This window comes from Nonomuraea sp. NPDC049480 (genome assembly GCF_044465905.1).
In the GTDB taxonomy this organism is placed as follows: Bacteria; Actinomycetota; Actinomycetes; order Streptosporangiales; family Streptosporangiaceae; genus Nonomuraea.
Genome location: NZ_JBITMD010000023.1, coordinates 1 through 23,686 on the forward strand (window position 1 = coordinate 1; position 23,686 = coordinate 23,686).

21 protein-coding genes are annotated in these 23,686 nt (G+C 69.2%); 16 read left to right on the plus strand and 5 right to left on the minus strand.

The window, feature by feature from the left end:
- Positions 1 to 65 precede the first annotated feature (65 nt).
- From ACIBX3_RS44685 to ACIBX3_RS44695, 3 genes are all read left to right on the plus strand, one after another.
- Positions 66 to 353, plus strand: a complete 288-nt coding sequence (locus tag ACIBX3_RS44685; protein WP_397126897.1) for a helix-turn-helix domain-containing protein — start codon at positions 66 to 68, stop codon at positions 351 to 353.
- Positions 354 to 900: 547 nt separating this feature from the next.
- The gene (locus ACIBX3_RS44690) at positions 901 to 1,377 is read left to right on the plus strand and encodes a GntR family transcriptional regulator (RefSeq protein WP_397126715.1); all 477 of its coding nucleotides are present in this window, start codon (positions 901 to 903) and stop codon (positions 1,375 to 1,377) included.
- 41 nt (positions 1,378 to 1,418) lie between these two features.
- Positions 1,419 to 1,967 carry a GntR family transcriptional regulator gene (locus ACIBX3_RS44695; protein ID WP_397126716.1) on the plus strand — a complete coding sequence of 183 codons (549 nt, stop codon included), beginning with the start codon at positions 1,419 to 1,421 and terminating at the stop codon, positions 1,965 to 1,967.
- Here ACIBX3_RS44695 and ACIBX3_RS44700 read toward each other — a convergent pair.
- The 3 genes from ACIBX3_RS44700 to ACIBX3_RS44710 are packed head-to-tail and all read right to left on the minus strand — an operon-like array spanning position 1,862 to position 4,298.
- The gene (locus ACIBX3_RS44700) at positions 1,862 to 2,287 is read right to left on the minus strand and encodes an ASCH domain-containing protein (protein ID WP_397126717.1); all 426 of its coding nucleotides are present in this window, start codon (positions 2,285 to 2,287) and stop codon (positions 1,862 to 1,864) included. The two genes, ACIBX3_RS44695 and ACIBX3_RS44700, sit on opposite strands and share 106 nt — an antisense overlap.
- An 11-nt stretch (positions 2,288 to 2,298) precedes the next feature.
- A complete protein-coding gene (locus ACIBX3_RS44705) occupies positions 2,299 to 3,321 on the minus strand; it encodes a hypothetical protein (RefSeq protein ID WP_397126718.1) in 1,023 nt (340 codons plus the stop codon).
- A gap of 47 nt (positions 3,322 to 3,368) precedes the next feature.
- Complete coding sequence (locus ACIBX3_RS44710) at positions 3,369 to 4,298, minus strand: DMT family transporter (RefSeq protein WP_397126720.1); 930 nt, start codon at positions 4,296 to 4,298, stop codon at positions 3,369 to 3,371.
- On the opposite strand from ACIBX3_RS44710, the gene ACIBX3_RS44715 reads away from it, so the two are divergent.
- The 10 genes from ACIBX3_RS44715 (at position 4,297) to ACIBX3_RS44760 (ending at position 16,211) form a co-directional block, all read left to right on the plus strand.
- Entirely contained in the window at positions 4,297 to 5,697 is a 1,401-nt protein-coding gene (locus ACIBX3_RS44715) for a PLP-dependent aminotransferase family protein (RefSeq protein WP_397126721.1), read from the plus strand. The genes ACIBX3_RS44710 and ACIBX3_RS44715 overlap by 2 nt on opposite strands.
- Before the next feature lie 34 nt (positions 5,698 to 5,731).
- Positions 5,732 to 6,247 (plus strand): CGNR zinc finger domain-containing protein, encoded by a 516-nt coding sequence (locus ACIBX3_RS44720; RefSeq protein WP_397126722.1) that lies wholly within the window; start codon positions 5,732 to 5,734, stop codon positions 6,245 to 6,247.
- Positions 6,248 to 6,291: 44 nt separating this feature from the next.
- Positions 6,292 to 6,900 (plus strand): GNAT family N-acetyltransferase, encoded by a 609-nt coding sequence (locus ACIBX3_RS44725; protein WP_397126723.1) that lies wholly within the window; start codon positions 6,292 to 6,294, stop codon positions 6,898 to 6,900.
- Positions 6,900 to 7,775 carry a 1,4-dihydroxy-2-naphthoate polyprenyltransferase gene (locus ACIBX3_RS44730; protein ID WP_397126724.1) on the plus strand — a complete coding sequence of 292 codons (876 nt, stop codon included), beginning with the start codon at positions 6,900 to 6,902 and terminating at the stop codon, positions 7,773 to 7,775. The genes ACIBX3_RS44725 and ACIBX3_RS44730 overlap by 1 nt, the downstream gene beginning before the upstream one ends.
- 138 nt (positions 7,776 to 7,913) lie before the next feature.
- A complete protein-coding gene (locus tag ACIBX3_RS44735; RefSeq protein WP_397126725.1) occupies positions 7,914 to 8,633 on the plus strand; it encodes a GAF and ANTAR domain-containing protein in 720 nt (239 codons plus the stop codon).
- An 80-nt stretch (positions 8,634 to 8,713) separates the two neighbouring features.
- Positions 8,714 to 9,946: a P-loop NTPase fold protein gene (locus ACIBX3_RS44740; protein ID WP_397126898.1), complete on the plus strand. Its 1,233-nt coding sequence runs from the start codon at positions 8,714 to 8,716 to the stop codon at positions 9,944 to 9,946.
- A gap of 3 nt (positions 9,947 to 9,949) precedes the next feature.
- On the plus strand, positions 9,950 to 10,930 hold the full coding sequence (locus ACIBX3_RS44745) for a hypothetical protein (RefSeq protein WP_397126726.1): 981 nt from the start codon (positions 9,950 to 9,952) through the stop codon (positions 10,928 to 10,930).
- Entirely contained in the window at positions 10,923 to 13,649 is a 2,727-nt protein-coding gene (locus tag ACIBX3_RS44750) for a hypothetical protein (RefSeq protein ID WP_397126727.1), read from the plus strand. The genes ACIBX3_RS44745 and ACIBX3_RS44750 overlap by 8 nt, the downstream gene beginning before the upstream one ends.
- Positions 13,650 to 13,746: 97 nt before the next feature.
- Complete coding sequence (locus tag ACIBX3_RS44755) at positions 13,747 to 14,952, plus strand: FxsB family cyclophane-forming radical SAM/SPASM peptide maturase (protein WP_397126728.1); 1,206 nt, start codon at positions 13,747 to 13,749, stop codon at positions 14,950 to 14,952.
- The gene (locus ACIBX3_RS44760) at positions 14,949 to 16,211 is read left to right on the plus strand and encodes an HEXXH motif domain-containing protein (protein ID WP_397126730.1); all 1,263 of its coding nucleotides are present in this window, start codon (positions 14,949 to 14,951) and stop codon (positions 16,209 to 16,211) included. Before ACIBX3_RS44755 ends, ACIBX3_RS44760 begins: the two co-directional genes overlap by 4 nt.
- Positions 16,212 to 16,242: 31 nt before the next feature.
- Here ACIBX3_RS44760 and fxsT read toward each other — a convergent pair whose 3' ends face one another.
- Entirely contained in the window at positions 16,243 to 18,756 is a 2,514-nt protein-coding gene (fxsT, locus tag ACIBX3_RS44765; RefSeq protein WP_397126731.1) for an FxSxx-COOH system tetratricopeptide repeat protein, read from the minus strand.
- A 161-nt stretch (positions 18,757 to 18,917) separates the two neighbouring features.
- Between fxsT and ACIBX3_RS44770 the strand changes: the two genes are divergently transcribed.
- The gene (locus ACIBX3_RS44770) at positions 18,918 to 19,076 is read left to right on the plus strand and encodes a hypothetical protein (RefSeq protein ID WP_397126732.1); all 159 of its coding nucleotides are present in this window, start codon (positions 18,918 to 18,920) and stop codon (positions 19,074 to 19,076) included.
- Between the two features lie 158 nt (positions 19,077 to 19,234).
- Complete coding sequence (locus tag ACIBX3_RS44775) at positions 19,235 to 21,271, plus strand: tetratricopeptide repeat protein (protein WP_397126733.1); 2,037 nt, start codon at positions 19,235 to 19,237, stop codon at positions 21,269 to 21,271.
- On the opposite strand, the gene ACIBX3_RS44780 is transcribed toward ACIBX3_RS44775, so the two are convergent.
- Complete coding sequence (locus ACIBX3_RS44780) at positions 21,251 to 22,582, minus strand: MFS transporter (protein WP_397126734.1); 1,332 nt, start codon at positions 22,580 to 22,582, stop codon at positions 21,251 to 21,253. The two genes, ACIBX3_RS44775 and ACIBX3_RS44780, sit on opposite strands and share 21 nt — an antisense overlap.
- A gap of 283 nt (positions 22,583 to 22,865) precedes the next feature.
- On the opposite strand from ACIBX3_RS44780, the gene ACIBX3_RS44785 reads away from it, so the two are divergent.
- Positions 22,866 to 23,666 (plus strand): aminoglycoside N(3)-acetyltransferase, encoded by an 801-nt coding sequence (locus tag ACIBX3_RS44785; RefSeq protein WP_397126735.1) that lies wholly within the window; start codon positions 22,866 to 22,868, stop codon positions 23,664 to 23,666.
- Positions 23,667 to 23,686 lie beyond the last annotated feature (20 nt).

Below are 23,686 nucleotides of genomic sequence, written 5' to 3' on the forward strand. Positions count from 1 at the left end.
TCACAATGGCGCCGCCGTCATCAAGCCGCCGCTCGACGCTGCCACTACCAGCGCAGATCCCAACCATGATCGCGAAATGTCACTGGAGTACTAGGGCCTGGGCGTGCGTGCGCATCGCCGACCGCCTGGGACGCTCCCCGTCGACCATCAGCCGTGAGCTGCGGCGCAATACGCTCCCGCACGATCGGGGCGTCCACGACAGTGATCTGGCTCATGCGCGAGCGCGGCAACGGGCCCGGCGACCGCGTCAGGGGCGGCTTCTGGAGGACGAGCAGCTCCGCGCGGAGGTCCAAGCCAAGCTGGAGCTGGACTGGAGCCCAGAGCAGATCGCTGCGTACTTGCGCAGGGTATAGCCGGACCGGCCGAGCTGGCACATCTGCCATGAGACCCGGCTCGGCGGCAGCAGGAGAGCCGGGGGTCCGGTGAGCTACATGATCCAGATCTCGAAGGACGGCTCGCATGATGCGTCAGCCGTGCGTACACCTCCTCCTACCGAACGAGTCCCGACAGCAGCAGGGCCCACACCTCCATCGTCTTGGCGCGCCGGGTGAAAACACACTCGTCGATCAGGGTCGTGCCGCCCTTTCGACGGCTTCTGCGGATGTGAAGCAACCCACCCGCCTCGCACAACTCGTAGAACGTCGGTTGACAGTCGCATGTGTAGTCCCGCACGCGCACACGCCCGCTGTAGGGCGAGACGGGATCCCACCGCAGTTGGGTGCACCCGGCGGCCGGAGCCGGCACACGGCGTCCGAAACAGTCTCCTGACTCGGGGCAAGAATCAGCCATGGCTCAGACGATACGTCTGGTTGTCTTCTTCTGTCTACTCGTAAAGATGTCTCCGTCTAAACGGACAGGACGATATATGGCTTACTGTCCTTGTTGGCCTATGTTGCCTATGTGCTCGACTACGACGGGGACACCCACATCTACATTCAGATCGCCGACATCCTTCGGCGCCGGGTCTCCGGGCTCTCGTCCGGACATCCGGTGCCCAGCGAGGCCGATATCCAGCAGGAGTTCGGAGTCGCCCGAACCACTGCCCGGCGGGCGATTCACGTTCTTCGCGAGGAAGGACTGGTCTACACCGTTCAAGGCGAAGGAGCTTTTGTCGGCACGCCAGAAGAAGCCCCTCGTAAGAAGCGAAAGGTCCCGCTCTACCAGCAAATCGCGACAGACATCGCCGAGCAGATCAAGGCCGGAGAGTTCCGCCCGCGACGCCCCATACCGGGCGAGTCAGCGCTGGTGCAGCAGTACGGCGTCGCCCGCGAAACCGTACGGCGGGCCATGGCGCTCCTGCGGGAACAAGGTTGGATCTACACCGTCTCCCAGCGAGGCAGCTACGTCTCCGAGAAGGAGCTGTGGCCCCAAGCCTGACTTTAGTCAACTGCTTGTATCGCGACGTCTACGCTATGAGCATGCTCGACCCTGACGGCCCAATCCCGCTCTACGTCCAAGTCGCCGAGATAATCGAGAGACAGATCATCAGCGGGGAGCTGCGACCCGGCGAAGCCGTACCGAGCGAAGCGGCCATGGAAGCGGAGTTCGAGATCGCCCGGACCACCGCGCGAAGGGTGGCACGCGAGCTCCGCAGGCGCCGGCTCGTCCACACTGTCCAAGGCGAGGGCACGTTCGTCGGACCGCCCGGTGTGGCACGTACGAAGCCGACAAGGGCTCGGTATGCGATCATCGCGGACGATATCGCCGCGCGGATCAGACGCGGCGAGTTCCCGCCGAACCGGGCGATCCCCAGCGAGAAGGTCTTGATGCAGTGCCACGGGGTTGCCAAGGTCACCGCACGTCTGGCGGTCGCGCGCCTACGGGAGCAAGGGTGGGTCTTCACCGTCCCGTACCGCGGCACCTACGTATCAGATCCAGAGAAATGGCCCGACTCGTCGGCAACACGGAACCACAAGCAGACCACCGTTGAGGAATCGTCCACCGGACAACCCTGGCCGGTCCAGTAGCGGCTGTGCGCCTCCCGCCAGTCCTCGATCGAGCCGAAGCCCTCACCCTCCGCCTGGGCGAACTCCCACGTGACCGCCGCGTACGGCGTCACCTCCACCCTCGTGACCTCTACCTCCGCCACTCGAGCGCCGGTGTCGTCCACGACGACCAGGCGCTCGCCGACGTGCTCCACTTCCTCCCCCTCCTTCTCGTAGTCGAGGGCGAGGAGCCCGGCGGTGGCGGTCTTCTCCCCGGCCAGGACCAGGTCGGTCAGGCGGGTGCGGAGCTCGCCGGGCGTGCCGAATTCGAGGACTCTGAGTCCGTCCCTGCGGGGCCACATGGAGAGCAATGTCAGAAGACCGGGATGATCTCCTCGGGGTCGATGAAGTCCACGTGGACGCCTTCCAGGTCCAGCTCGGGGATGGCGGGGAAGGCGATGCCCCAGCGTTCGACGATGGCCCGGATCCGCGCCATGGCCACGCGCCAGTTCTCGGCCTGTTCCTCGTACGACAGCACGCCGAGTCCCGCCTCCCTGGCGTGGTTCATGAGGACGCGGTGGTTGGTGAGGAAGTAGGGCGGCAGTTCCCAGAAGCCCTCGGGGGGCTCCCAGAGGATCATGCTGAGGAAGACGAAGCCGGCTCTGAGCTGGCGGGTGATGAGGCTGCGGATCTCGTCCGTGAGGCCCGGCCACTCGTTCTCCAGGATGGTCATGCAGATCTGGAGATGGCGGGACTCGTCGCGGCCGATGCGCTGGAACATCTCGCTGAAGACCGGGTGCCGGGTGCCGGACGCCATGCCGCGGAAGAGCGTGGACGCGGCCATCTCGCCCATCATGAAACTGGTGAAGAGCACCGGGAGTGAGTATTTGCCCACGGCGGCGGTGTAGCCGGTCCAGTAGCGGCCGCCGTTGTGGTAGAGCCAGCCGATGTTGTTGTGGGCGGCCTTTTCCAGGTCGTCCGACGGGGTCCAGTTGAGGGGGCCGCCGGGCCAGAGCTTGGCGATGGTGCGCTGGCAGCACTCCTCGTGGTTCATCTCGTCACGGGTGATGGAGAAGAAGCACTTCCTGACCGGGTCTTCTTCGTGCTTTTCGAAGGCCTGGATGGTGGCCCGGGCGAAGACGGCCGGGCCCGAGGCGTCGAAGTTGGCCAGGACGGCGAACCAGTACATGATCCCGAGGCGCTGCTCCCGGGTGAAGTCCTCCGGGTCCAGGCCGTCCCAGGGCAGGTCGGCCGGGTTCCAGAGCACGCGCTTCGACTTTTCGTAGATGGCGGCGAGTTTCTCGGTCTCGACCCGCCACTCCATGGGATAGATGTTGGGCTGCGGGATCTCCGGCGCGGGCCAGAAACCGCCTTCTGGGATCGTGAGGTCCGCCATTGTTGTGACACCTCCTCCCCCAATCCTGCGGGGCAGCGTCACGGCTTTCAAGTACGGGCGCGCTGGGTGGCGGCCACGCAGACCAGCACGGCCACCGCCGCGGCCACCGTGACCAGGCCGAACCTCTCCCCCATGAGGAACCAGGCCCAGACGAGAGTCAGGAGGGGCTGGGTGAGCTGGGTCTGCCCGGCACGTGCGATTCCGCCCAGGGCGAGGCCGGCGTACCAGGGGAAGAAGCCCAGGAACATCGAGATCGCCGACACGTAGGCGAAGCCCGCCAGCGCCTGGGCGGAGAGCACGACAGGGGTCGTGAAGGCCAGGACCGCGGCGACGGGAGCCGTGAGGGGGAGGGACAGGACGAGGGTGTGGGAGATCACCTGCCAGCCCGGGGTCTGCCGGGCCAGGCGGCCGCCCTCGGTGTAGCCGATCGCGGCCGACAGCAGGGCGGCGACCAGGAGGAGGTCGGGCCAGGACGCCCGTCCCTGGTGCTGGGTGAGGGTGAAGGCGGTGATCGCGATGGCGCCGGCGACGCACGCCGCCCAGAAGAGGGGGCGGGGGCGTTCGCCTGCCCTGATGACCGCGCAGGCGGCGGTGGCGGCGGGGAGGAGGGCGATGACGACGGCGGCGTGCGCGGTGCTCGAGCCCAGGGCCAGAGCCAGGCCGCTGAAGACGGGGAAGCCGAAGACCACGCCCAAGGAGATCAGGGCGTAGGAACGCCAGAGGTGCCGGGGAGGCAGCAGGGGACGGCCTGCGGCCATCAGGCAGATCACGGCGGGCACGCCGGCGACGGCGGCCCGGCCGATCGCCACCAGCCAGGGATTGAAGCCCTCCATGGCGTAGACGGTCGCCGGGAAGGAGCCGGAGAAGGCCAGGACCCCCAGGAACGCCAGGGCGGTGCCGCGACCTGCCGCGGTGGACGGGCTCCGCGGCGGGACCGCTACTGCCTCGACAACAGTAGCGCTATTCTTATCTTTCATGAACAACGATAGCAGTATCGCCCAGATCGCCGCGATACTGCGCGAGGAGGCCGCCCGGCTGGGACCTGGTTCGCGGCTCCCGTCCAGCCGGGAGATCATGCGCAGGCACAACGTCAGCCCCGTCACCGTGTCGCGGGCGCTCGGGCTGCTGGCCGCCGAGGGCAGAGTCGTCACGAAGCCGGGCGCCGGCTCGTTCGTCACGCAGCAACAGGTCACGACCGGTCAGGACGCGGCCGACCTGTCCTGGCAGACGGTCGCGCTCGGGGACCGGGTGGTCGACGACGGGCCGGTCGCCTCGCTGCTCGCGTCCATCCCTGAGGGGGTGGTGCCGCTGACCGGCGGCTACCTGCATCCCGGGCTGCGGCCGGACAAGCAGCTCGCGGCCGCGGCCGCGAGGGCGGTACGGCGGCCGGACGCCTGGGACAAGCCGCCCCTGGCGGGCCTCCTGGAGCTGCGGAGGTGGTTCGCGGCCCAGGCGGGCGGCGACGTGACCGCGGCCGACGCGCTGATCGTCAGCGGCGGCCAGGCGGCGCTCACGCACGCGTTCCGGGCCCTGGCGGCCCCTGGCACGCCGGTGCTGGTCGAGACGCCCACGTACCCGGGCGCGCTGGCGGCCGCCAAGGCGGCCGGGCTGCGGGCGACGGCCGTGCCCATGGACCGGGACGGCGTACGCCCGGAGCTGCTGGCCGAGGCGTTCGCCGTCACCGGCGCGCGGGTCTTCTTCTGCCAGTCCACGCTGCACAACCCCACGGGAGCCACCCTGCCCGTCGAGCGCAGGGAGCAGGTGCTGCAGGTGGCCAGGGCGGCGGGGGCGTTCGTGATCGAGGACGACTACGCCCGCTACCTGACCGAGCACGCGCCGCCGTCGCTGGCCTCCATGGACCAGCACGGGAGCGTGGTCCACCTGGGCTCGCTGACGAAGATCCTGTCGCCCAGCATGCGGGTGGCCGCCGTGATCGCCCGCGGCCCCGCCGCGCACCGGCTGCGGGCCGGCCAGCTCGTGGAGTCGTTCTTCGTGGCGCGTCCGCTCCAGGAGACGGCGCTGGAGTTCGTCGGGTCGCCGGCCTGGCGGCGGCATCTGACGACCGTGCACGCCGAGCTCAGGACCCGGCGCGACGCGCTCGCTGCCGCGCTCGCCGCGCGCCTGCCGGAGGCGGAGCTCCATCTGCTGCCCATCGGCGGGATGCACCTGTGGGTACGCCTGCCCGCCGACGTCGAGGAGAACGACCTGGCCGAAGCGGCCAGGCGGAACCGCGTACTGGTGAGCCCCGGCCGGATGTACTACCCGTCCGAGCCGCCCGGGCCGCGGATCCGGGTGACGCACATCGCCGCCACCCACCTGGCGGAGCTGCAGGAGGGAGTGCGGCGACTCGCCCAGGCCCTGGCGGAGGCCCGGTGAGCCAAGTGATCACAGGCCAAGTAGAGTGACCGGCATGTCGTTCTCCGCGGAGCTCATCCGAGACTTCGTGAACACCTACGACGTCGAGTCCGACACCGACGAGCTGGCCTCCCCCGCCGAGCTGGCCCTCTGGCTGCGCGAACGCGACCTCATCGGCCCGGGCGACCGCGCCACCGACGACGACCTGCACACCGCCCACGCCCTGCGCGAGGGATTGCGGGCGGCGCTCAGACGTGAGGCGGCCGACCTTCCGGCCATCCCCCTCCACGTGATCGTCCGGGAGAACGGGAGCCCGGAGCTGGCGCCGATCCACACGGGCGTGCCAGGAGGTCTGGCCAGGATCGCGGGGGCCGCGGTGGGGACGGCATGGGACCGGCTCAAGGTGTGCGCGGAGGGAACGTGTCAGTGGGCGTTCATCGACTCGTCGAAGAACCGTTCCCGCTCGTGGTGTTCTATGCGGGTATGCGGCAACCGCACTAAGACGCGTGCTTACCGGGCGAGGAAGCGGGGTTCGCGTCATCTCCAAGGCTCAAACACCGATACGGTGTAACTCGTGCCTTGTGGCACGTACGGCAGGCGAAGGAGCGGGCCGAGATGGCAGACGTAGGCGTCCGGGCGGCCCGGCGCGAGGATGTGCTCCAGGTTGCGAATTGCCAAATTCGCGCCTGGCGCTACGGCTATCGGGAGTTCCTCCCCGAGGGGCCGCTTGAGCAGATGACCGGGGCCGCGGCCGAGAAGATGTGGCTGCGACAGTGGGACGAGGCGATCGTCGCCCCGCCCACTCCCATGCATCGGGTGCTGGTGGCGGTGGAGACCATCCTCGATACCGAGGGCTTCCCCGCCCTCGGCGCGGGCGGCAGCGCCGCCCTCGTCACCCCTCGCGGCGGCGAGCGCGTGGTCGGCCTGGCCTCGCACGCCCCCGCCGAGGATCCCGATCTCGACCCCAGCGTGGCGGCCGAGATGCTGACGCTGCTGGTCGACCCCGATTTCGTCCGCCGGGGCCACGGCAGCCGCCTGCTCAACGCGACGGTCGACTATCTGCGCGACGACGGTTTCCGGCAGATCGTCACCTGGGTCTTCGCGGACAACCACGCGGTGCTCGGCTTCCTGGAGTCGGCCGGCTGGGGCGAGGACATGGCCGAACGCGTCCTGGACATGGGCCGCCCGATCCGGATGGTCAGGCTCACCACGGACATCAGCTGATGGCGACGCTCAACCAGTGGATCGCGGGCGCCCGCCCGCGCACGCTCCCGAACGCCGTCGTGCCCGTCATGGTGGGGACCGGCGTGGCGATCGGCGAAGGCGGCTTCGTGTGGTGGCGGGCCATCCTGGCGCTGCTCGTGGGACTCTCGCTGCAGATCGGCGTCAACTACGCCAACGACTACAGCGACGGCATCCGCGGCACCGACGACCAGCGGGTCGGCCCGATGCGGCTGGTGGGCTCGCGGGCGGCCACACCGCGGCAGGTGCTGATCGCCGCCATGGGCTGTTTCGCGCTGGCGGCGGTGCTGGGCCTGGTCCTGGTGCTGGTCACGCAGGCGTGGTGGATGCTTCTCGTAGGCGCGGCGGCGATCGCGGCAGCGTGGTTCTACACCGGCGGCAAGAATCCGTACGGCTACCGCGGCCTCGGCGAGCTGGCCGTGTTCGTGTTCTTCGGCATCGTCCCCGTGGTAGGGACGGCGTACGTGCAGACCGAGTCCCTGAGCTGGGCGGCGTTCCTCGCGTCGATCCCGGTGGGCTTGCTGTCGTGCTCCATGCTCGTCGTGAACAACCTGCGCGACGTCGGCACCGACGGCCAGGCGGGCAAGCGTACGCTGGCGGTCGTGCTGGGGGCCGAGCGTACCCGCACGCTCTACGTGGTGTGCCAGGTGGTGCCGTTCGTGGTGGCGCTGGCGATGGTGCCGATCACGCCGTGGGCCGCGCTCGTGCTGCTCGCCGCGCCGCTGGCGATCACCCCGATCAGGACGGTGCGGGGCAAGGCCGTGGGCCCGGCGCTGATCGCCGTGCTGCAGCAGACGGGCAAGCTTCAGCTGGCGTACGGCCTGCTGTTCGCCGTGGGCCTTGCCATCGTTTTCTGATACGTCTGGCTGCCGAGGAAAGACAAGGACGCCTGTCTCGCCGAGGTGGACGCGTACGTGGCGGGTAAGACTAGGCTGGAAATCGAAATCGGGAAAAGTCCTTCTGGTCAAGCGGTCCGGACAATCAAGCTAGGGGGCTTGTTGAACCGGCCAGGCGCGCCTGCGGACATCGAGGAGTTCGAGCGGGCACTCAGCGAGTGCGTCGCCATCGCCGTCCGGGCGATGCCCGACTCCCCGATGGTCAGCATCGCGCTGCGCGCCGAACATGGGCTGCGTACGGTCGCCTGCTCGCACGCGCGGGCCGAGCTGATCGACGAACTGCAGTCGGCCATCGGTCAGGGGCCCTGCATCGACGTGCTCGCCACCGGGGAGCCCGTCACGGCCGCCGATCTGGGCGCGGACTCCCGCTGGCGCCGTTTCGCCGCGGAGTCCGGCCTGCTCAGCCTGCATTCCGAGCCGCTGAAGTCGGAGGGCAGACTGCTGGGCGTGCTGTCGCTCTACTCGGGCCGGTGCGGCGCGTTCATGGAGGGGACGCGGGTCGCCGTACGCGTGACCGCCGACCACATCGGCCTCCTGTTCCGCGCGGCGCTCGACGCGGCCCGCATGCGCGAGGTGGCCGCGCAGCTCAAGGAGGCGCTCACCACGCGCGCGATCATCGACCAGGCCCTCGGCATCGTCATGGCGCAGCGCCGCTGCACCTCGCACCAGGCGTTCGAGGTGCTGCGCAACGTCTCCCAGGACAGGAACGTCAAGCTGCACCAGGTCGCGGCCACGATCGTGGAGAAGGTGACCGGCGAGCCGCCCCAGCGCTCCCGCTTCGAGGACCCGCCGCCGCGCGAGACCGGCCGGACTGGCTAATCACAGTTCGATAACCGGCGTTTTTCCCGGGCTCGGAGGATGCATCCTCGTCCTGGAGGGAAATGATGCCGGACATCGCAATGCTCTCGGACGCGCCGGTCAATTGGCACGGAGATCTTCTCCAGTTTCGGCGGTACGTCGATCCGCTTGTTTCGGTCATTACCAATCCCCGTACGCAGACGCCGTTCACGATCGGTGTTTACGGCGCGTGGGGAAGCGGGAAATCCACCTTGCTCAAAATGGTGGACGAGCGGCTCCTGGACCGGCACGGCGACGCGTTCGTACGCGTGCATTTCAACCCCTGGGTGCACCGCCGCGAGCCCCAGATGCTGCTCCCTCTCCTGAACGCCCTGCACACCGAGCTCAGTGAGGACCCCGGACACCGCTTCGCCGACACCGCGAAGCGGCTCGGCACGATCATGCTGAATCTGGCCGCCGACGAGATGCTCAAAAAGGTCAACTTGGGCTCGGTGAGCGTGGAGAAGATCGGCAAGCTGGCTCAGCAGTACGCCGAAATGCGTGGGCAGGTCGACAGCCAGACCGGCCGCCTGCGCGCGCTGCTGCAGAAGGAGGCCGATCGCCTGGCCGAGAAAGGCAGAAAAATCATCTTTTTCGTAGACGATCTGGACCGATGTGAGCCCGACCAGATCATCGACGTGCTGGAGTCGATCAAGCTCTTCCTCGACATCAGGCACGTATTCGTGCTGATCGCGCTGGCCAAGGACGTGGTCGACCGAGGCGTGTCGCTGAAGTACCAGCCGTTCGGCTTCGCCGCCACGGACCGCCTGGGCGACGAATACCTGGACAAAATGATCCAGCTCCCCCTGCACCTCTACCCGCTCGGCCCCGCCGAGGTCGGCCGCTTCATCCTCGACTCCCACCCGGGCGAGTTGGCCAGGACCCATGTGGAGACGCTGGAGAAGATCGTCTCCGCCAACCCGCGCAAGATCAAACGCGTGCTCAACCTGCTGCGCGTCACCGAGGCCGTCATCGACGGCACACCCGGCCTCGCCGGCCTGCAGAAGAGCCTGGTCATCCGCCTGGTGGTGCTGCGAGTGCAGAGCCCTGAGCTGTTCGCCGACGTAGTACGCACGCCCGGCCTGCTGGTCGCTCTCGAACTGGCCTACCGGGGCAAGCTGTCGCCGAATTCCCCGGAGTTCGACGCGCGGTTCAAGTCGCAAGCCGAGCGGATGAGGAGCCTGGCCAAGGCGCACTACGACTCCCACGACTTCCTGGCCCCGCTCTTCGCCGACTCCGCGTTCGAGGCGGCGGGGGACGAGCTTCCCGTCTACCTGACCATGATCGGCGGTTAGGCGATGCTCCGCTACGAGTTGTACGGATTGCCCTCGGGCAACCCCTATGTCAGCGCCCCGCTCGACCCGTTCGCCGTCGAGGATCACCGCGACCTTCTGCTCGAGCTCGAGGGCTTCATCCGGCTCACCGCGATCGAGGCTGCCGTGGAGAAGGCGGTCGGCACGGACAAACCGGCCTACTTCCTCATCACCGGCATGGGCAACAGCGGCCGCACCTCCTTGGCCAACCACGTCATGTACCGCTACCACCACGCCAGAGCCGTCCACCTGCCCTGTTTCCGGCTGGTCACGCACTGCGCGGAGCGCGGCGAGATGACCCATGACGCGTACCGGACGCTGCGCTCCACCCTGCTCTCACTGCGCGCCAAGATGCGTGCCAGCCAGATCGACATCCCGCCGCCGCTGAGCGAGATGTTCACCGACCTGAGCGCGAGGCCACGCGCGCAAGCCCTGGACGACTACGAACTGCAGGAGATCGCCGCCTACGCCGCCTCGATCTTCGCCGCGCGGGACATGGGCTTCGGCGTCCGGTACGAGGGCGTGGCCACCAAGGAACTCATCACCCGGGCCATCAGGGTGTTCGAGAACGCGAGCACGGTCGTGGTGTTCACCGTCGACAACTACCGGCACGCGACCGCCGTCCAGCTCACCCAAGCGGACCGGCAGGACTTCGCCAGGCGCGGGCACATCACCGATCTGACCCCGCTGACTCCCGCCCAGATCGCGGCGCTCGCCCACCACCGGTGGACCGGTCACCCGCCTTCCCCCTTCGATCCGCAGGGCGTGCGCAACGTCTTCCACGAACGTCCTTTCACCATCGGCCAGGCCCTCCGCCGGCTCCACGACCTGCTCGACACCCGGCTGCGCGAGTACGACGGCGACGAGCCGTGGCCGACGGACGAGCTGCGTATCCACGAGAGCTGGCTCCGGCTGGCCATGCGAAGAGGCGAGACCTGGTACGGAACGGGAGCCCTCCATGGCTGAATACCTCGCCCGCAACCCGTTCCCGGCCCGCGGCACGGCGGGCGTCGAGGAGACGGTCGTGCCGGAGCTGCTGCTCAACTGGGCCGCGCGTACTCCGACCGCCCTGCTCCCCGGCGTGCGCGACGCCGAACGGCTGGCCGAGGACTACGTACGGGCCTTCCCCGATGAGACGACCCGCCACGGTGGCCTCGGCTGCCTGTACGGCAGCCACGGCGCGGGCAAGACCCACGCGGCCCGTCACGTGATGGCCGCGATCAACCGGGCGGATCTGGACGCGGTCCAGCTGTACGTGCGGTTCCAAGACGACGATTTCGTCGCCGCCTACCGCCGTCTGGTGCCCCAGCTGTCGCAGAGCCTGCTCACGGACCTGATCGTGCGCTACCTCGGCACGCTCGCCGGAGACCAGGCCGCGAACGCGGGCGTACCGGCCGATCGTGGCAGCGTCCGCGACGCGCTGACCACCAACCCGACCAGGGTGTTCGACCTGTTCGACGCCCATCTCATCGAGGCGGGCCGAGTGCTGGAGGCGCAGGCCAGGGAGATCGCCGCCGTGACCGGCGACGGGCCGCGCTTCCAGCGGGCGTTGTCGTTCCTGATCCGCCCCGAGTTCTCCGACGCGGCCTACGACTGGCTGTGCGGGCGGCCGATCGAGCTCGACGCCGCCCACGCGCTGGGAGTCGGCGACCAGATCGACGATCCCCTGACCTGCCGCTACGGACTGCAACTGCTGGCCACGCTGGTGACGCGCAGCGGCCGGCCGTTCGCGCTGGTCTTCGACCAGTGCGAGAAGTTCCTGCTCGACGACGGGATCCCGGTGCCGGCGAACCTCGGGCTGCTGCAGAGCCTGTGCGAGGTGGTGCCGCGGGTCGACGGGCTGCTGCTCCTGGCGGCGAGCGAGGCCGGCTGGCAGGCGATGCCGCCTGACCTGCACCAGCGCATCGGTCCCGGCGCCGTCCACATGCTGCCGCTCGCTCCCGAGGACGCCCGGCTCGTGCTGCGCGTCTATCTCGACTCCGTGCGCGAGACCCCCGGTGACGGCATCTGGCCGATCACCGAGCCAGGTCTGCGTGAGCTGCTGCGGCACAGCGGCGGGAACGTGCGGCTGCTGCTCCAGCTGGCCTGGGCGAGCTTCGAGGCGACCCCGGCGGGAGCCCTCGACGCGGACGTGGTCGCGGCCGCCGCCGTCCGCTACCGGCGCGCCCCCGGGTTGGACGACCTCGCCCTGCTGGCCGAGTCGCGCCTGCTGGCGGCCGGGCTCGACGCCGAGCGCGTCCAGGCCGAGGGCAGGACGACGGCGTTCCGGCTGCCGGGGGTGCACGACCCGCGGGTGGTGATCAAGCTGAGCGAGGCGGTCTTCTTCGACGACGAGGTCTCCAACGCCGTCGAGATGGTCGCCCCGGGCGGGGACATCGTCCCCGACGGCCGCACGCTCTACACGGCGCTCCTGGTCACCGGGTACGTCAGCCCGCCGGTGCTGGACGCCCTGCGCCGCGTCGTGCACACGGTGCTGGTCGCCGACGGCTCTCCGGCGTTCTCCCTCGAGCTGGACGAGCTCGTGGCGCGGGCGGCTTCCGTGCTCGCGGCCAGGGATCGGCCCGCCTCTCATCCGGCGCCGCTCGAAGAGGCGGTGCGGGAACTCAGGGCGTACCTGCAGGCGCTCGGTTCGCAGCGGCGCACCGAGTCCGTGGCGCTCGGCCGGGAGCTCGCCGAGGCGGCTGTTCCCGGGGCGGTGCCGGCGCCTTCCGGCTGGCCGGCCAGACGCGCGGAGCTGACCCGCCGGATCGCCGGGGCCAGGGCCGCGCGGAGGGAGGCGGACTGGGACGGCTTCCGCAAGGCCCGTCTGCGCGTCGTGCGCGAGTGGAAGACCCGGCTCAGGGTGGTGATCTGCGCCGCCGTGGTGCTGGTCACGCTGGGCGTCGCGCTCGGCATGACATACCCGTCGGCACTGACCCTGATCGCGGAGGGCGTGGTCGTGGCGGCGGCGGGCGCCTTCGCCGTGCGGACCCTGGTGAGGTCGTGGGTGTTCGGGCCCAGCGCGTCGCTCGACGTCCGGGCCGATCTCGACCAGCTCGGCCGCGAGCTGCGCCCGCACGCCCGCGCGCGCGCCGCCGACCCCGTGATCCGGTACGCCTACGCCTGCAAGGAGGACCCGGACGACGGGTACCGCGCGCTGGCGGACGCCATCCTGGTGGAGCCGCTGGCGCTCGTGCGGCAGGCCATCGGCCGCCGCCTGGCGATGACCGTGCGCCCCCCTGCCGAGTGCGTGGACGAGGTGCTGCGCGGCCTGCGCGAGCGGATCCCCGAGGTCCTGCTGCTCCTCGCGCGCAGGCAACACCACACGGATCCGGAACGGGCTCCGCGCACGCTCCGCGACCTGCGGCCCGAACTGCGCATTCTCGTGGCGCTGGCCAACCCGGACCGGCTGGAGCTGGCCGCGGGCGCGCCGACCAAACATCCCGCCGAGCCGGTGCTGGCCGCGCTCGGCGTACGAGGGCCGAACCATCCGCTCGCGCGGGCGTACCGGAGCGGGGTGGCGCAGCTCGCACCGGGTGAGATACCGCCAAGTGAGCTCAGAGCCGCCGCCCGCCTGCTGTCCCCGCTAGAGCCGGACGGGCTGGGCACCTACCACTGGCTCCCGCTCGTTCCCGAAATCGACGAACTGTACCTATATTTCGAGGAATTGCTGTATTACCAAGAGGAAATTCGTTCTTATCGATAGAAATCTTGACTCGTATGCGAAGTTATGAAACATAGAGACTGGGGTGTATTACGACGCTAAGAGGTAGCCGTTGTCAGTAAGCCCTGAACCGGAGCCCGTGCGTACTGTGGGGTTCCCGGAAATCCTCGATGTCGACGCGTTGCTGACGGAGGGCTGGAGGCCGTTCGCCTTCCAGCAGTTCATCCTGAAGGTCCACAGCCGCTGCGACCTCGCCTGCCGCCACTGTTACGTCTACGAGATGGCGGACCAGAGCTGGCGTGGCCAGCCGCGCAGGATGTCCGACGCCATCGCCGACCGCGCGATCGAGCGCATCGCCGAGCACGCCTCCTGCCACGATCTTGCGGAGATCGATGTCATCCTGCACGGCGGCGAGCCGCTGCTGGCCGGCCCTGAGCTCATCTCCCGGGTTGTACGCGGCGTGCGCGGCGCGGTGGACACGGGCACGCGGGTCAACGTGCACATCCAGACCAACGGCGTCCGGCTCCACGACGCCTACCTGGAGTTGTTCGAGTCCCTGGAGGTCCGCGTGGGCGTGAGCCTGGACGGGGACGCCGAGGGCCACGACCGGCACCGCCGATTCGCCGACGGGCGAGGCAGCCACACCCTGGTCAGCGAGTCGCTGCGGCGGCTGAGCGAGGGCCCGTACCATCACCTGTTCAGCGGCATCCTGTGCACGGTGGACGTGCGCAACGATCCCGTGCGAACGTACCGGGCGCTGCTGGAGTACGACCCGCCGGCGATCGACTTCCTGCTGCCGCACGGTAACTGGGCCGCGCCGCCGCCGTTCCGCGAACCGGACTCGCCCGCGACGCCGTACGCCGACTGGCTGATCCAGATCTTCGACATCTGGTACGACAGCCCGGTCCTGCAGACCGAAATCCGCCTGTTCAGGGAGATCATGCGGCTGCTGATGGGCAGTCACTCGCGGGCGGAGAACATCGGACTGTCCCCGGTGCGCATGGTCGTGATCGAGACCGACGGCAGCATCGAGCAGGCGGACACGCTCAAAAGCACCTACCACGGCGCCCCCGAGACCCGGCTGCATGTCCTGCGCGACCCGCTGGACGGCGCGCTGCTGCACCCGGCGATCGTCGCCCGCCAGATCGGGGAGCTGGCGCTGTCTCCCACGTGCCGCCGCTGCGACCTGGTCTCGACGTGCGGCGGCGGCCAGTACGCCCACCGCTACAGCCCGGCCACCGGGTTCGCCGAGCCGTCGATCTACTGCGCCGACCTGTACCGGCTGATCAGCTACATCAGCGCGCGATGCGTGCGGGACGTGGCGCGGCTGCGGGGAGCGGGATGAGACCTGCCCCGCACCGGATCTCCGGTGCCGCGTTCACCGGGCTGGCCAGAGGCGGAGGCGGCGCGCAAGCCGTGGCCGAGCTGCGCGCGGCGCAGGCGAGCAAGCACCGCCTCTTGGTGCGGTTGCTCGTGGACGACGCCCAGAACGGCCTCGTGACGCGCGCGTACGAGGCGCTGTCGGAGATGGAGACCGTCGCGCCCGAGGAGGTCGACCGCTGCCTGCGCCACCCCGCGGTTGGAGCCTGGGCGCTGCGGGCCTGTCGCGGGCGGGCCGATCCCGGGCGGCTGGCGGCGGTCGCGCTGGCCGCGGGCGTACGCACGCGTACCGCCTGCCGCCTTGAGGTGCCGGTGCGTGGCGGCGCACTGATGCTGCCCTCGCTGGGCCTGATGACCCTGCCCGACGCGGGGCCGGAGGTGGCCGTGGCGTCGGCCGAGCCGTCGGACGGCGGCGCGGAGCTGCGCGTCGGCCGCCATGTGCGCCAGGTGGACACTTCGCGCGAAGGGCCCGGCTGGCAGGTGCTGCACCGCGTCCCCTTCGGACCCGGCGTGCTGATGACCATCGACGACCTCGACGCCTACCGCTGGCCGGGTGACGACGCCGACGAGCGCCTGACGGAGGAGCGCCGGCAGCGGTGGGCCTCGTGCCTGGGTGAGGCGCACAAGGTGCTGCAGGCCCACCACTGGACCATGGGCGAGGAGATCGCCGTGGCGGTCTCGGTGCTCACGCCCGTCGTCACGCGCTCGCTCGAACAGCACAGCGCGTCCTCACGGGACACGTTCGGCACGATCGCGTCGTCCGACCCGATCGACGGGATGGGCATGGCCCTCACGCTGGCGCACGAGCTCCAGCACGCCAAGCTGTACGCGCTGAGCGACGTGGTCGAGCTGACCAGGCCGGATGACGGGCGCCGCTACTACGCTCCATGGCGGCCCGACCCCCGTCCGCTGAACGGCCTGCTCCACGGCGCGTACGCGCACGCGGGCGTCGCCGGCTTCTGGCGCCGGCACACGGAGGACCCCGGACACGGGCCGCACGCGCAGGTGGAGTTCGCCCGCTGGCGCGAGGCCGCGTACCAGGTCACGGGGACGCTGCTGGACAGCGGCGCACTCACGGAGGCGGGCACGCGCTTCGTCGCCACGCTGCGCGACACGCTCGCCCGGTGGCGCGCCGAACCGGTGTCCCCGGCCGCCGCGGCCCAAGCCCGCCTGCAGGCAGAACGCCACAGGAAGGCCTGGACGGCGGACCCGGCCCAGGCATGATCGCCTCTCCGGGCCCGGCGAAGCCGAAGGTCTAGATGGGCGGCGGGTCGAAGTCGCAGTCGATCCGCTCGCCGGCGAGCAGCGCGAGCGCGTCCGGGTGCTCGCGCCCCGCCACCGCGTCGAAGCGTCGCGTCGTCTCCGCGTGCAGCCGCTTGGCCTCCTCCTCCGCGCCCGTCGCCCGCAGGTCCAAGCACAGGTTGGCGGCGCAGATGAGGGCGAGGTAGTGGTCGGCGGTGAAGTTGGTCTGGATCCGGCGATAGGTCTCCTCGCCGACCGCGCGGGCCTCGTCGTGCCTGCCCAGCGCGGCTAGATCATTCTGCAGATTGATGGCGCAGGTCACCGAGTAGTCGTGGTCGGTGCCGACCCGCGCGGTGAGACCCGCCAGGGCCTTCTCGTTCATCGTCCGCGCCGCTTCCGGGTCCCCGTTCTGCCGCACGAGCAACGCCAGTTCGACCTTGGCCGCAAGGGTGAACGGATGATCGTCTCCGAACACCTCGGGGTAGTGGTCGACCGCGGGCTTCGCCGCGTCCAGCGCCTCCGCGAACTCGCCGTTCGCACGCAGCACGCTGGCCAGGCCCAGCGCGGCCGCCATCGTGTCGGCGTGTCCGCCTCCGTAGAGCCGGTGCAGGCGGGTGTGGGTGTCCCGCATGAGATCCAGAGCCTCGGCCACCCGGCCGCTCCGGCGCAGGGAGATCGCGAAGTCCCTGGCCGCCAGGAGGGTGTTGGGGTGATCGTCGCCCAGTTGCGAAACCCCGTACGTATAGGCCTCTTCGGCCATGTCGGTCGCCACCTCGAACTGGCCGCTCAGGCGCACAGCCCGGCCCAGGTTGATCCAGGTCGTCAGCAGGGTGCGCCGGCCGACTCCCTCCACGCTGCTCTGGTTGAGGAAGACGTCCTGGAGCATCTTGCCCGCCTGGTCGTATTTGCTCCTCAGGGCGTAGTCGAGCGCCAGGCTGTGGCGGGCTCGCAGAGTCAGCGGGTGCGTGTCGCCATGCAAACGCTCGTAGATCTCCGCGGCTTCGGCGTCGAGTTCCTGCGCCTTGTCGAAGTCACCCCGGCCGCGGAGAGCCGCGGCGTAGCCGGTCCTGGCCCACAGCGTCACCGAGTGCTCTGGGCCGAGCGAGTCCTCCATCAGCTCGTAGGTCTCCGCTATGAGCTCCGCGGCCCTGGCGTACGAAGCCAGCTGCAGATAGGTATTGCTCAGGTGGACCTTGGCGGCCAACACGTCCTTGTGCCGCGCGCCACTCGCCTCCGACCACTTCTGTATGTATTCGTTGAGCAACGTCTGCGCCTGCCGGTAACTGCCGCGCACGTACATGTAACGCACGAGGTCGAGGGCGAAACTGCGGACCGCCGGCACCCTGCAGTCGATCAGCCCGGACGGCTCCAGGTGTGCGGCGAGTTCCTCGAACCGCGGCCAGTTGGCCGTGTCGTCGGGGTCGGCCGGCGCGGTGCCCGACAGGAGCAGGTGGACCTCGTGGCGGAGCTCGGCGCGGTCCTTCTCCGGGGTCTCGTCGCGTAACAGCGCCTGGTTGAGCCGGTGGACCTGGAGGGTGCGGGTGGTGGGCTCGACCTTGACCAGGGCCAGGCGTTCCAGGTGGCTCAGCGCGTTGGTGAGCTCGATCGGATCGGACAGGATGGGCGCCAGCCGCGCGCCGACGGCCCTGTTGCCGCGGCGGAAGACGTCGCGGGGGATGGGCTCGGGACCGAAGAAGGCGCAGCAGCGCAGCACCTCGACCGCCGCGGGAATGCGGTCCGCGAGCTGGGAGACCGACAGTTGCCAGGCCGCGGTCATCGACTGCGGGTAGGTCGGCGCCTTCTCCAGGCTGAGCAGCTTGCTGGTCTGCTCGGCGAGCAGGGCCAGGTATTCCTCCACCGACATCAGTGTCCTGGCCAGCAGGGCCGCGGCCTGCTCCAGCGCGAGCGGCAGGTCACCGAGCGCGTCGGCCACCCGGTCGGCCTCCTGCGGGCTGATCGCGTCGCCCAGGCGCTTGCGAAGGAACGCCACGCTCTCCTCGCGCCTGAACACGTCCACCTGAATCGTGGGCTCGTGGTCGCTCCAGCGTGAGTTGCGCGAGGTGATGAGGACGTGGCCGGGGCCCCTCGGGATGAAGTCCTTGATGTACTCGGGATCCTCGGCGTTGTCGAAGATCACCAGCCAGCTACGGTAAGGGGATCCGCTCTCCAGCGTGCGCAGGACCGCCTGCGTGGCCTGCTCCACGCCGGTGCTGCTCGCGGGCGGCAAGCCCAGGTGCGAGGCCATCCCCGCCAGCACCGAGGGAACGAGCATCGGCTGGTCGGCGGGAACCCACCAGACCATGTCGTAGTGGGCGCGGTACTGCCAGGCGTACTCGATCGCCAGCTGGGTCTTGCCGACGCCGCCGAGACCCTGCAGCGCCTGGGGCTGTGCCACGACGGCGGTCACGGTGTTGATGCTCTTCCTGAGCGCCGAAAGAAGATCATTGCGGCCGGTGAAGTTCGGGTTGCGCTTGGGGACACGTTCCCAGATCTTCGGCCCTGAGGCGGGTATGGAATTCTCAGCCACGTCGGTCCTCCGCTTCACGCCGAAGAGGTAAGGCAACCGTAGAACCCCATCCTAGAGGTTGATATACCGCTCTGTTTATCACAGAATGCTAAATAGAAATGTTTCAGAAAAGCGCTTGCATGTCGTCCGAAATTTGGCTGACCGAAATGGATGGAGTGCGCATGCATGACGGGCACCACGAGGCGAGCCCGCTGATCGACGTCAGCACCGTTTCCCTCCACGAGCTGGGCAAGATGGAGAGTGCCGCACTCCGTGCGGTGCTGGCTTCCTGCATGGCCGACGACAAGGAGCAGATCGCCGGCTTCGACAACTCCATCTGAGAAAGCATCTGCCACATCACGCCGGCGAGCGGTCAGACTGAAGGCATGTCTCAAGAGCGCCTTTTCTCTCCGGGTGGCTGTGCCGGCGGCGCCAGGCGTGGAAAAATGTCGCCCAGCGAATGGCGGATGCGGATGGGATCGGCATGGCGACTTCCGGCATGAACGCACACAAGGCGTCCCCGGGGCCGTACCGATCCTTGCGCGCTTTCCACCGGGAGGACCACCACCGATTCTTCGGGCGCGAGGAGGAATCCCGGGAGGTACGCGACCTGTGGCTGGCGCAGCGGGTGACCGTGCTCTACGGCGCCTCCGGGGTCGGCAAGACCTCGCTGCTCCAGGCGGGCGTCATGCCGCTGCTCAGCTCGCACGCGGCCGATATCCTGCCCCTCGGGCGGGTCTCCCATGGCTCGACCTTCCCCCGGGCCGCGCTGCCGTCGCACAATCCGTACGTTCTCGCCCTGCTGATGTCGTGGACTCCGCAGACGCCGCCCAATCGGCTCGCGGGCATGAGCATTCCCGCGTTCCTGCGAGCCCGTCCGGCCAAGCACGACGCCTTCGGTGATCGCCTGCCCACGCTGGTGGCCATCGACCAGGTCGAAGAGCTGTTCACCGGCGGCCGGCGGCAACGGCTCCACCGGGACTGGTTCTTCGGCCAGCTCGCCGAGGCGTTACGCGCGGACGAAAATCTCCGGCTGCTGCTGTCGATCCACGTCGACCGGCTGATGGACCTGCTGCCGTACGAATGGGAATTCGCCGCCGCCGACCGGAAGAGCTCCTCCGATGAGCGGAACCCCGTGGAAATCGATTGGGAACGTTTTCCGCTGGAGGCGCTGAGCTTCGACGGCGCGGTGGCGGCCGTGCAGGAACCGCTCCAGGGCACCGGGCGAGTGTTCGCCGAGGGAGCGGCCGAGCAGGTCGTACGCGACCTCGTCAAGGTCAGGACGCGCACGAGCGGCCGGCAGCGGGCGCAGGGCGTGGAGCCTGTCCAGTTGCAGGTGGTCTGCGAGGCCCTGTGGAGGTCTTTGCCGCCGGAGACCATCGAGATCACCCTGGACCACGTGCGGGATCACGTCGACACGGCATTGTCCGAGCACTACGACAAGGAGATCGGGAAGATCGCCGCCGAGCGGCTGAACGGCGACGACCGCAGGCTGAGGGCGTGGTTGCGGCGGACGTTCGCCGACCGGCAGCCGGTCCGCCAGAGCGCGATCAGGACCAAGGAGATCGGCAGGTCCGTGATCGCTCTGCTGGTCAAGCGGCATCTCCTCAGGGCCGACCAGCGCATGGGCGAGGGCTCGTACGAGCTGGCCTACGACCGGCTGCTCCAGCCCGCCGCGCCGGGCGACCCTCCCGCCGACCCGCTACCGGCCCGGGGGACCCCCGAGGACTTTCTCCGCGAGGCCGAGAACGCCCTGCGCGAAGGCGATCTCCTGCTGGCGGCCGCGTTCGGCGAGGAGGCGCTGAACCGGGCGGCGGCAGGCGATCTGCCACTGCGCGCGCGGATCGAATCGTTGCTCGGCAATGTGGCGCATGACCACGGCGACCTCGATGTCGCCATCGCCCACTACAGCTCGGCCGCCATGAGTTTCGAGACCGCGGGAGCGGCGACCGCGGTGGGACCCCTGCTGACCGCCATCGGGCGGCTGCGGCTGGCCCAGGGCTCCCCCGCCAAGGCCGTGAGCGAGCTGCGCGCCGCGATGGTACGCGCGCCCGCGGACCTCACGATCCAGACGGAGCTGGCCTGGGCGCTGTGGCACGGCGGCCATCCCGAAGCGGCGGTCGGCGTGCTCAACGACGTGCTCGAGAGGGAGGGCGACAACACCGACGCCCTGATCAGCCGCGGCCAGATCCTGGCCGGCATGGGGCAGGCCCGGGCCGCGCTGCGCGACCTCGACCGGGCCAAGCCGCTGCGGTGGCCGTTCGCCAAAGTCGCGCACGCTCTCGCGATCGCGCAGGTCGACAGCGTGACGCAGGCGCAGCAGGAGATGGTCGAGGCGCTGGCGGAGGCGGCGGCGGACCACGATCCGTCCATAGAGCACGGCCCGCTGCTGCTGTACGCGGCACAAGTGGAGAAGCTCGCGGGCAAGACCGTGTCGGCGGCCGACCTGGCCAGGAGGGCGATCTCGGCGCGTGCGCCCGCATTGCCCGGCCACCTGGTCGACCACGCCAGGGAGCTAGTTGTCAGTGCCGGGTGACGATGCGAGGTTCTGGAGGGCGCCCAAGAAGCTCAAACCGGCCAGCATCTTCGGCAGATCGGGCTTCGGCAGGTCGGGTGGCAGAAGCGGGGTCAGTTTCGTGCGTGCAGACTTCCAGCGGGTCGCCGCCAGCGCGAAGCCCAGCATGACGAAGCACAGGGCCAGCGAGCCGCCCGTCACATCGCCCCAGGTGACCACGAGGCCGCCCAGGGGCGCGGCGAGGCAGAGCGCACCCTGCGAGGAGAGCCGCGACACGCCGACGACCCGGGCCAGCGTTCCCGGATCGACCTTGTGCAACTCGACGAACTTGATCGCCACGTTGCTCAGCGCACCGCCGATCCCCGTGACGACGAGGGCCAGGGCGAAGAAGAACGACGGCCGCCCCACGACCGGACCCACCGCCGCCAGACCCAGCCCTGCCACCCAGATCCACATGTGCAGCCGCAGCACCCGACGCACGGGCGGCAGGATCGAGGCCAGAATCGCGCCCGCCACACCGCCCACGCCGCCTGCCGCGAGCACGAGCCCGATCTTGAACGAGGACATGCCTTCCGAGCCGGCGACGAAGATCATGATCAGTGTGTTCACCATCAGGTTGGTGAAGGTCGTCACCATGATGGCGCTGCCGAGGAAGGGCTGCCGGGTGAGCTCGTGAAATCCCTCGGAGAGATCGCGCAACCGAGATGGCCGGGCCGAGCGTTTCCCGGTGTCGCGCCCCCAGCTGACGAACAGACTCCAAGACATGACGAAAAGCACGGCATTGAACGCGAAAGGAACGTAGCGCCCGACCCCGAAGAGATATCCCCCGAGCGGCCTCCCAGCGATCGAGGCGAGATGGCTCGCCCCCTCGCTCTTGGCCAGCGCCGCATGGATCATGACCGGGTGAACGACGGAGGGCAGCAGGGCCGCCTCCGCCAAGGTGTAGAGCACCCACAACGTCCCCTCAGCGGCTGCGGCCAGGATGAGATGCGCGAGGGAAGGCCCGCCGAACGGCAGCAGCAAGAGCACGGAGGACACGCTCACCACGCGGCCGACCTCCACGCAAAGGATGATGCGGCGGGGCGATATCCGGTCGACCAGGAGCCCGCCCGGAATATAGAACACCAGGATGGGAATTGTCAGGGCGAATCCGGCCCAGCCCGCAGCGGCGGGCGAACCGGTCTGCGCCAAGGCAAGAAGCGGGTAGGCGACCGCCAGCGTCCGCGTGCCGACGGTGGAAATAGCGGAACCCACCCATATGAGGGCAAATCTAGCCCTTTTTGACACAGGCGGAACTGAACCGTCCTGCGCCTGATCAACCGTTTCGTCCACGCCCCCCATCCTTTCAGGCCCGACCTTACGGTCAGGACAGGACTCGGGAGGTAGGACCACTCATCTCGTCAATGGTCTCGGCCAGCCTAAGTATAGAGAACCAAGCCCGGCACCACCCAACCCGTCCCCTTAAGGAGCGTCACTATCCCCTCGTCCACGAGAAACTTAATACACCGACGATCAATAAATTGGACAGAAACCACAATCCACCAAAACAGGCCTGGTAGATCATCTGTGGCCATGATCTGATCTTGATGTGACATCACATGACGGAAGACACCTAATGTCAGGATTTGCCCTATTAAGTCGTGATTTTGCGGCGCTGGGAGTCGGTTTCGGGCAAGTCATTTTGCTGCATTCTTCGCTCCGAAGCCTCGGCCACATCGAGGGCGGAGCGCGTACGGTGATCTCAGCCCTGCGCGGAGTGCTCGGCGACGACGGCACGCTCGCGGTCCCCTCCGGAACAGCGGGCAATTCCGACACCTCGCCCCTCTACCGCGCCGCGGTGGCCGGAATGACCCAGGAGGAGGCCGCCGACTACCGCTCCCGCATGCCCGCTTACGACCGCGCCACGACCCCCTCACACCAGATGGGCCGGATCGCCGAGCACGTACGCACCCTGCCCGGGGCCAGGCGCAGCGCGCACCCGCAGACGTCCTTCGCCGCCGTCGGGCCGCGGGCGGCCGAGATCATCGGGGGCCACGCCCGCGACTGCCTGCTCGGAGAGCGATCTCCGCTGGCCCGCCTGTACGACGCCGGCGCCCTCGTCCTGCTGCTGGGCGTGGGCTACGGCAAGTGCACGGCCTTTCACCTGGCCGAATACCGCTACACCGCCAGCCCGCCGCGACGAAGTTATCGCGCCGTGGTCGACGACGGGGACGGGCGGGTGTGGTGCGAGTTCGAGGACGTGGCCGTGGACGCCGGCGATTTCGCCGCCCTGGGAGCGGGCTTCGAGCAGACCGGCGCGGTGCGACGGCGCCGGGTGGGCGCGGCCGAGGCCAGGTTGTTCTCCCTGCGCGCTGCCGTGGACTACGCCGTCGACTGGCTCGCCTCCCACCGCGCCCCGCCGAGACAGGACCAGTAGGCGCTCGCCTCACGCCATGT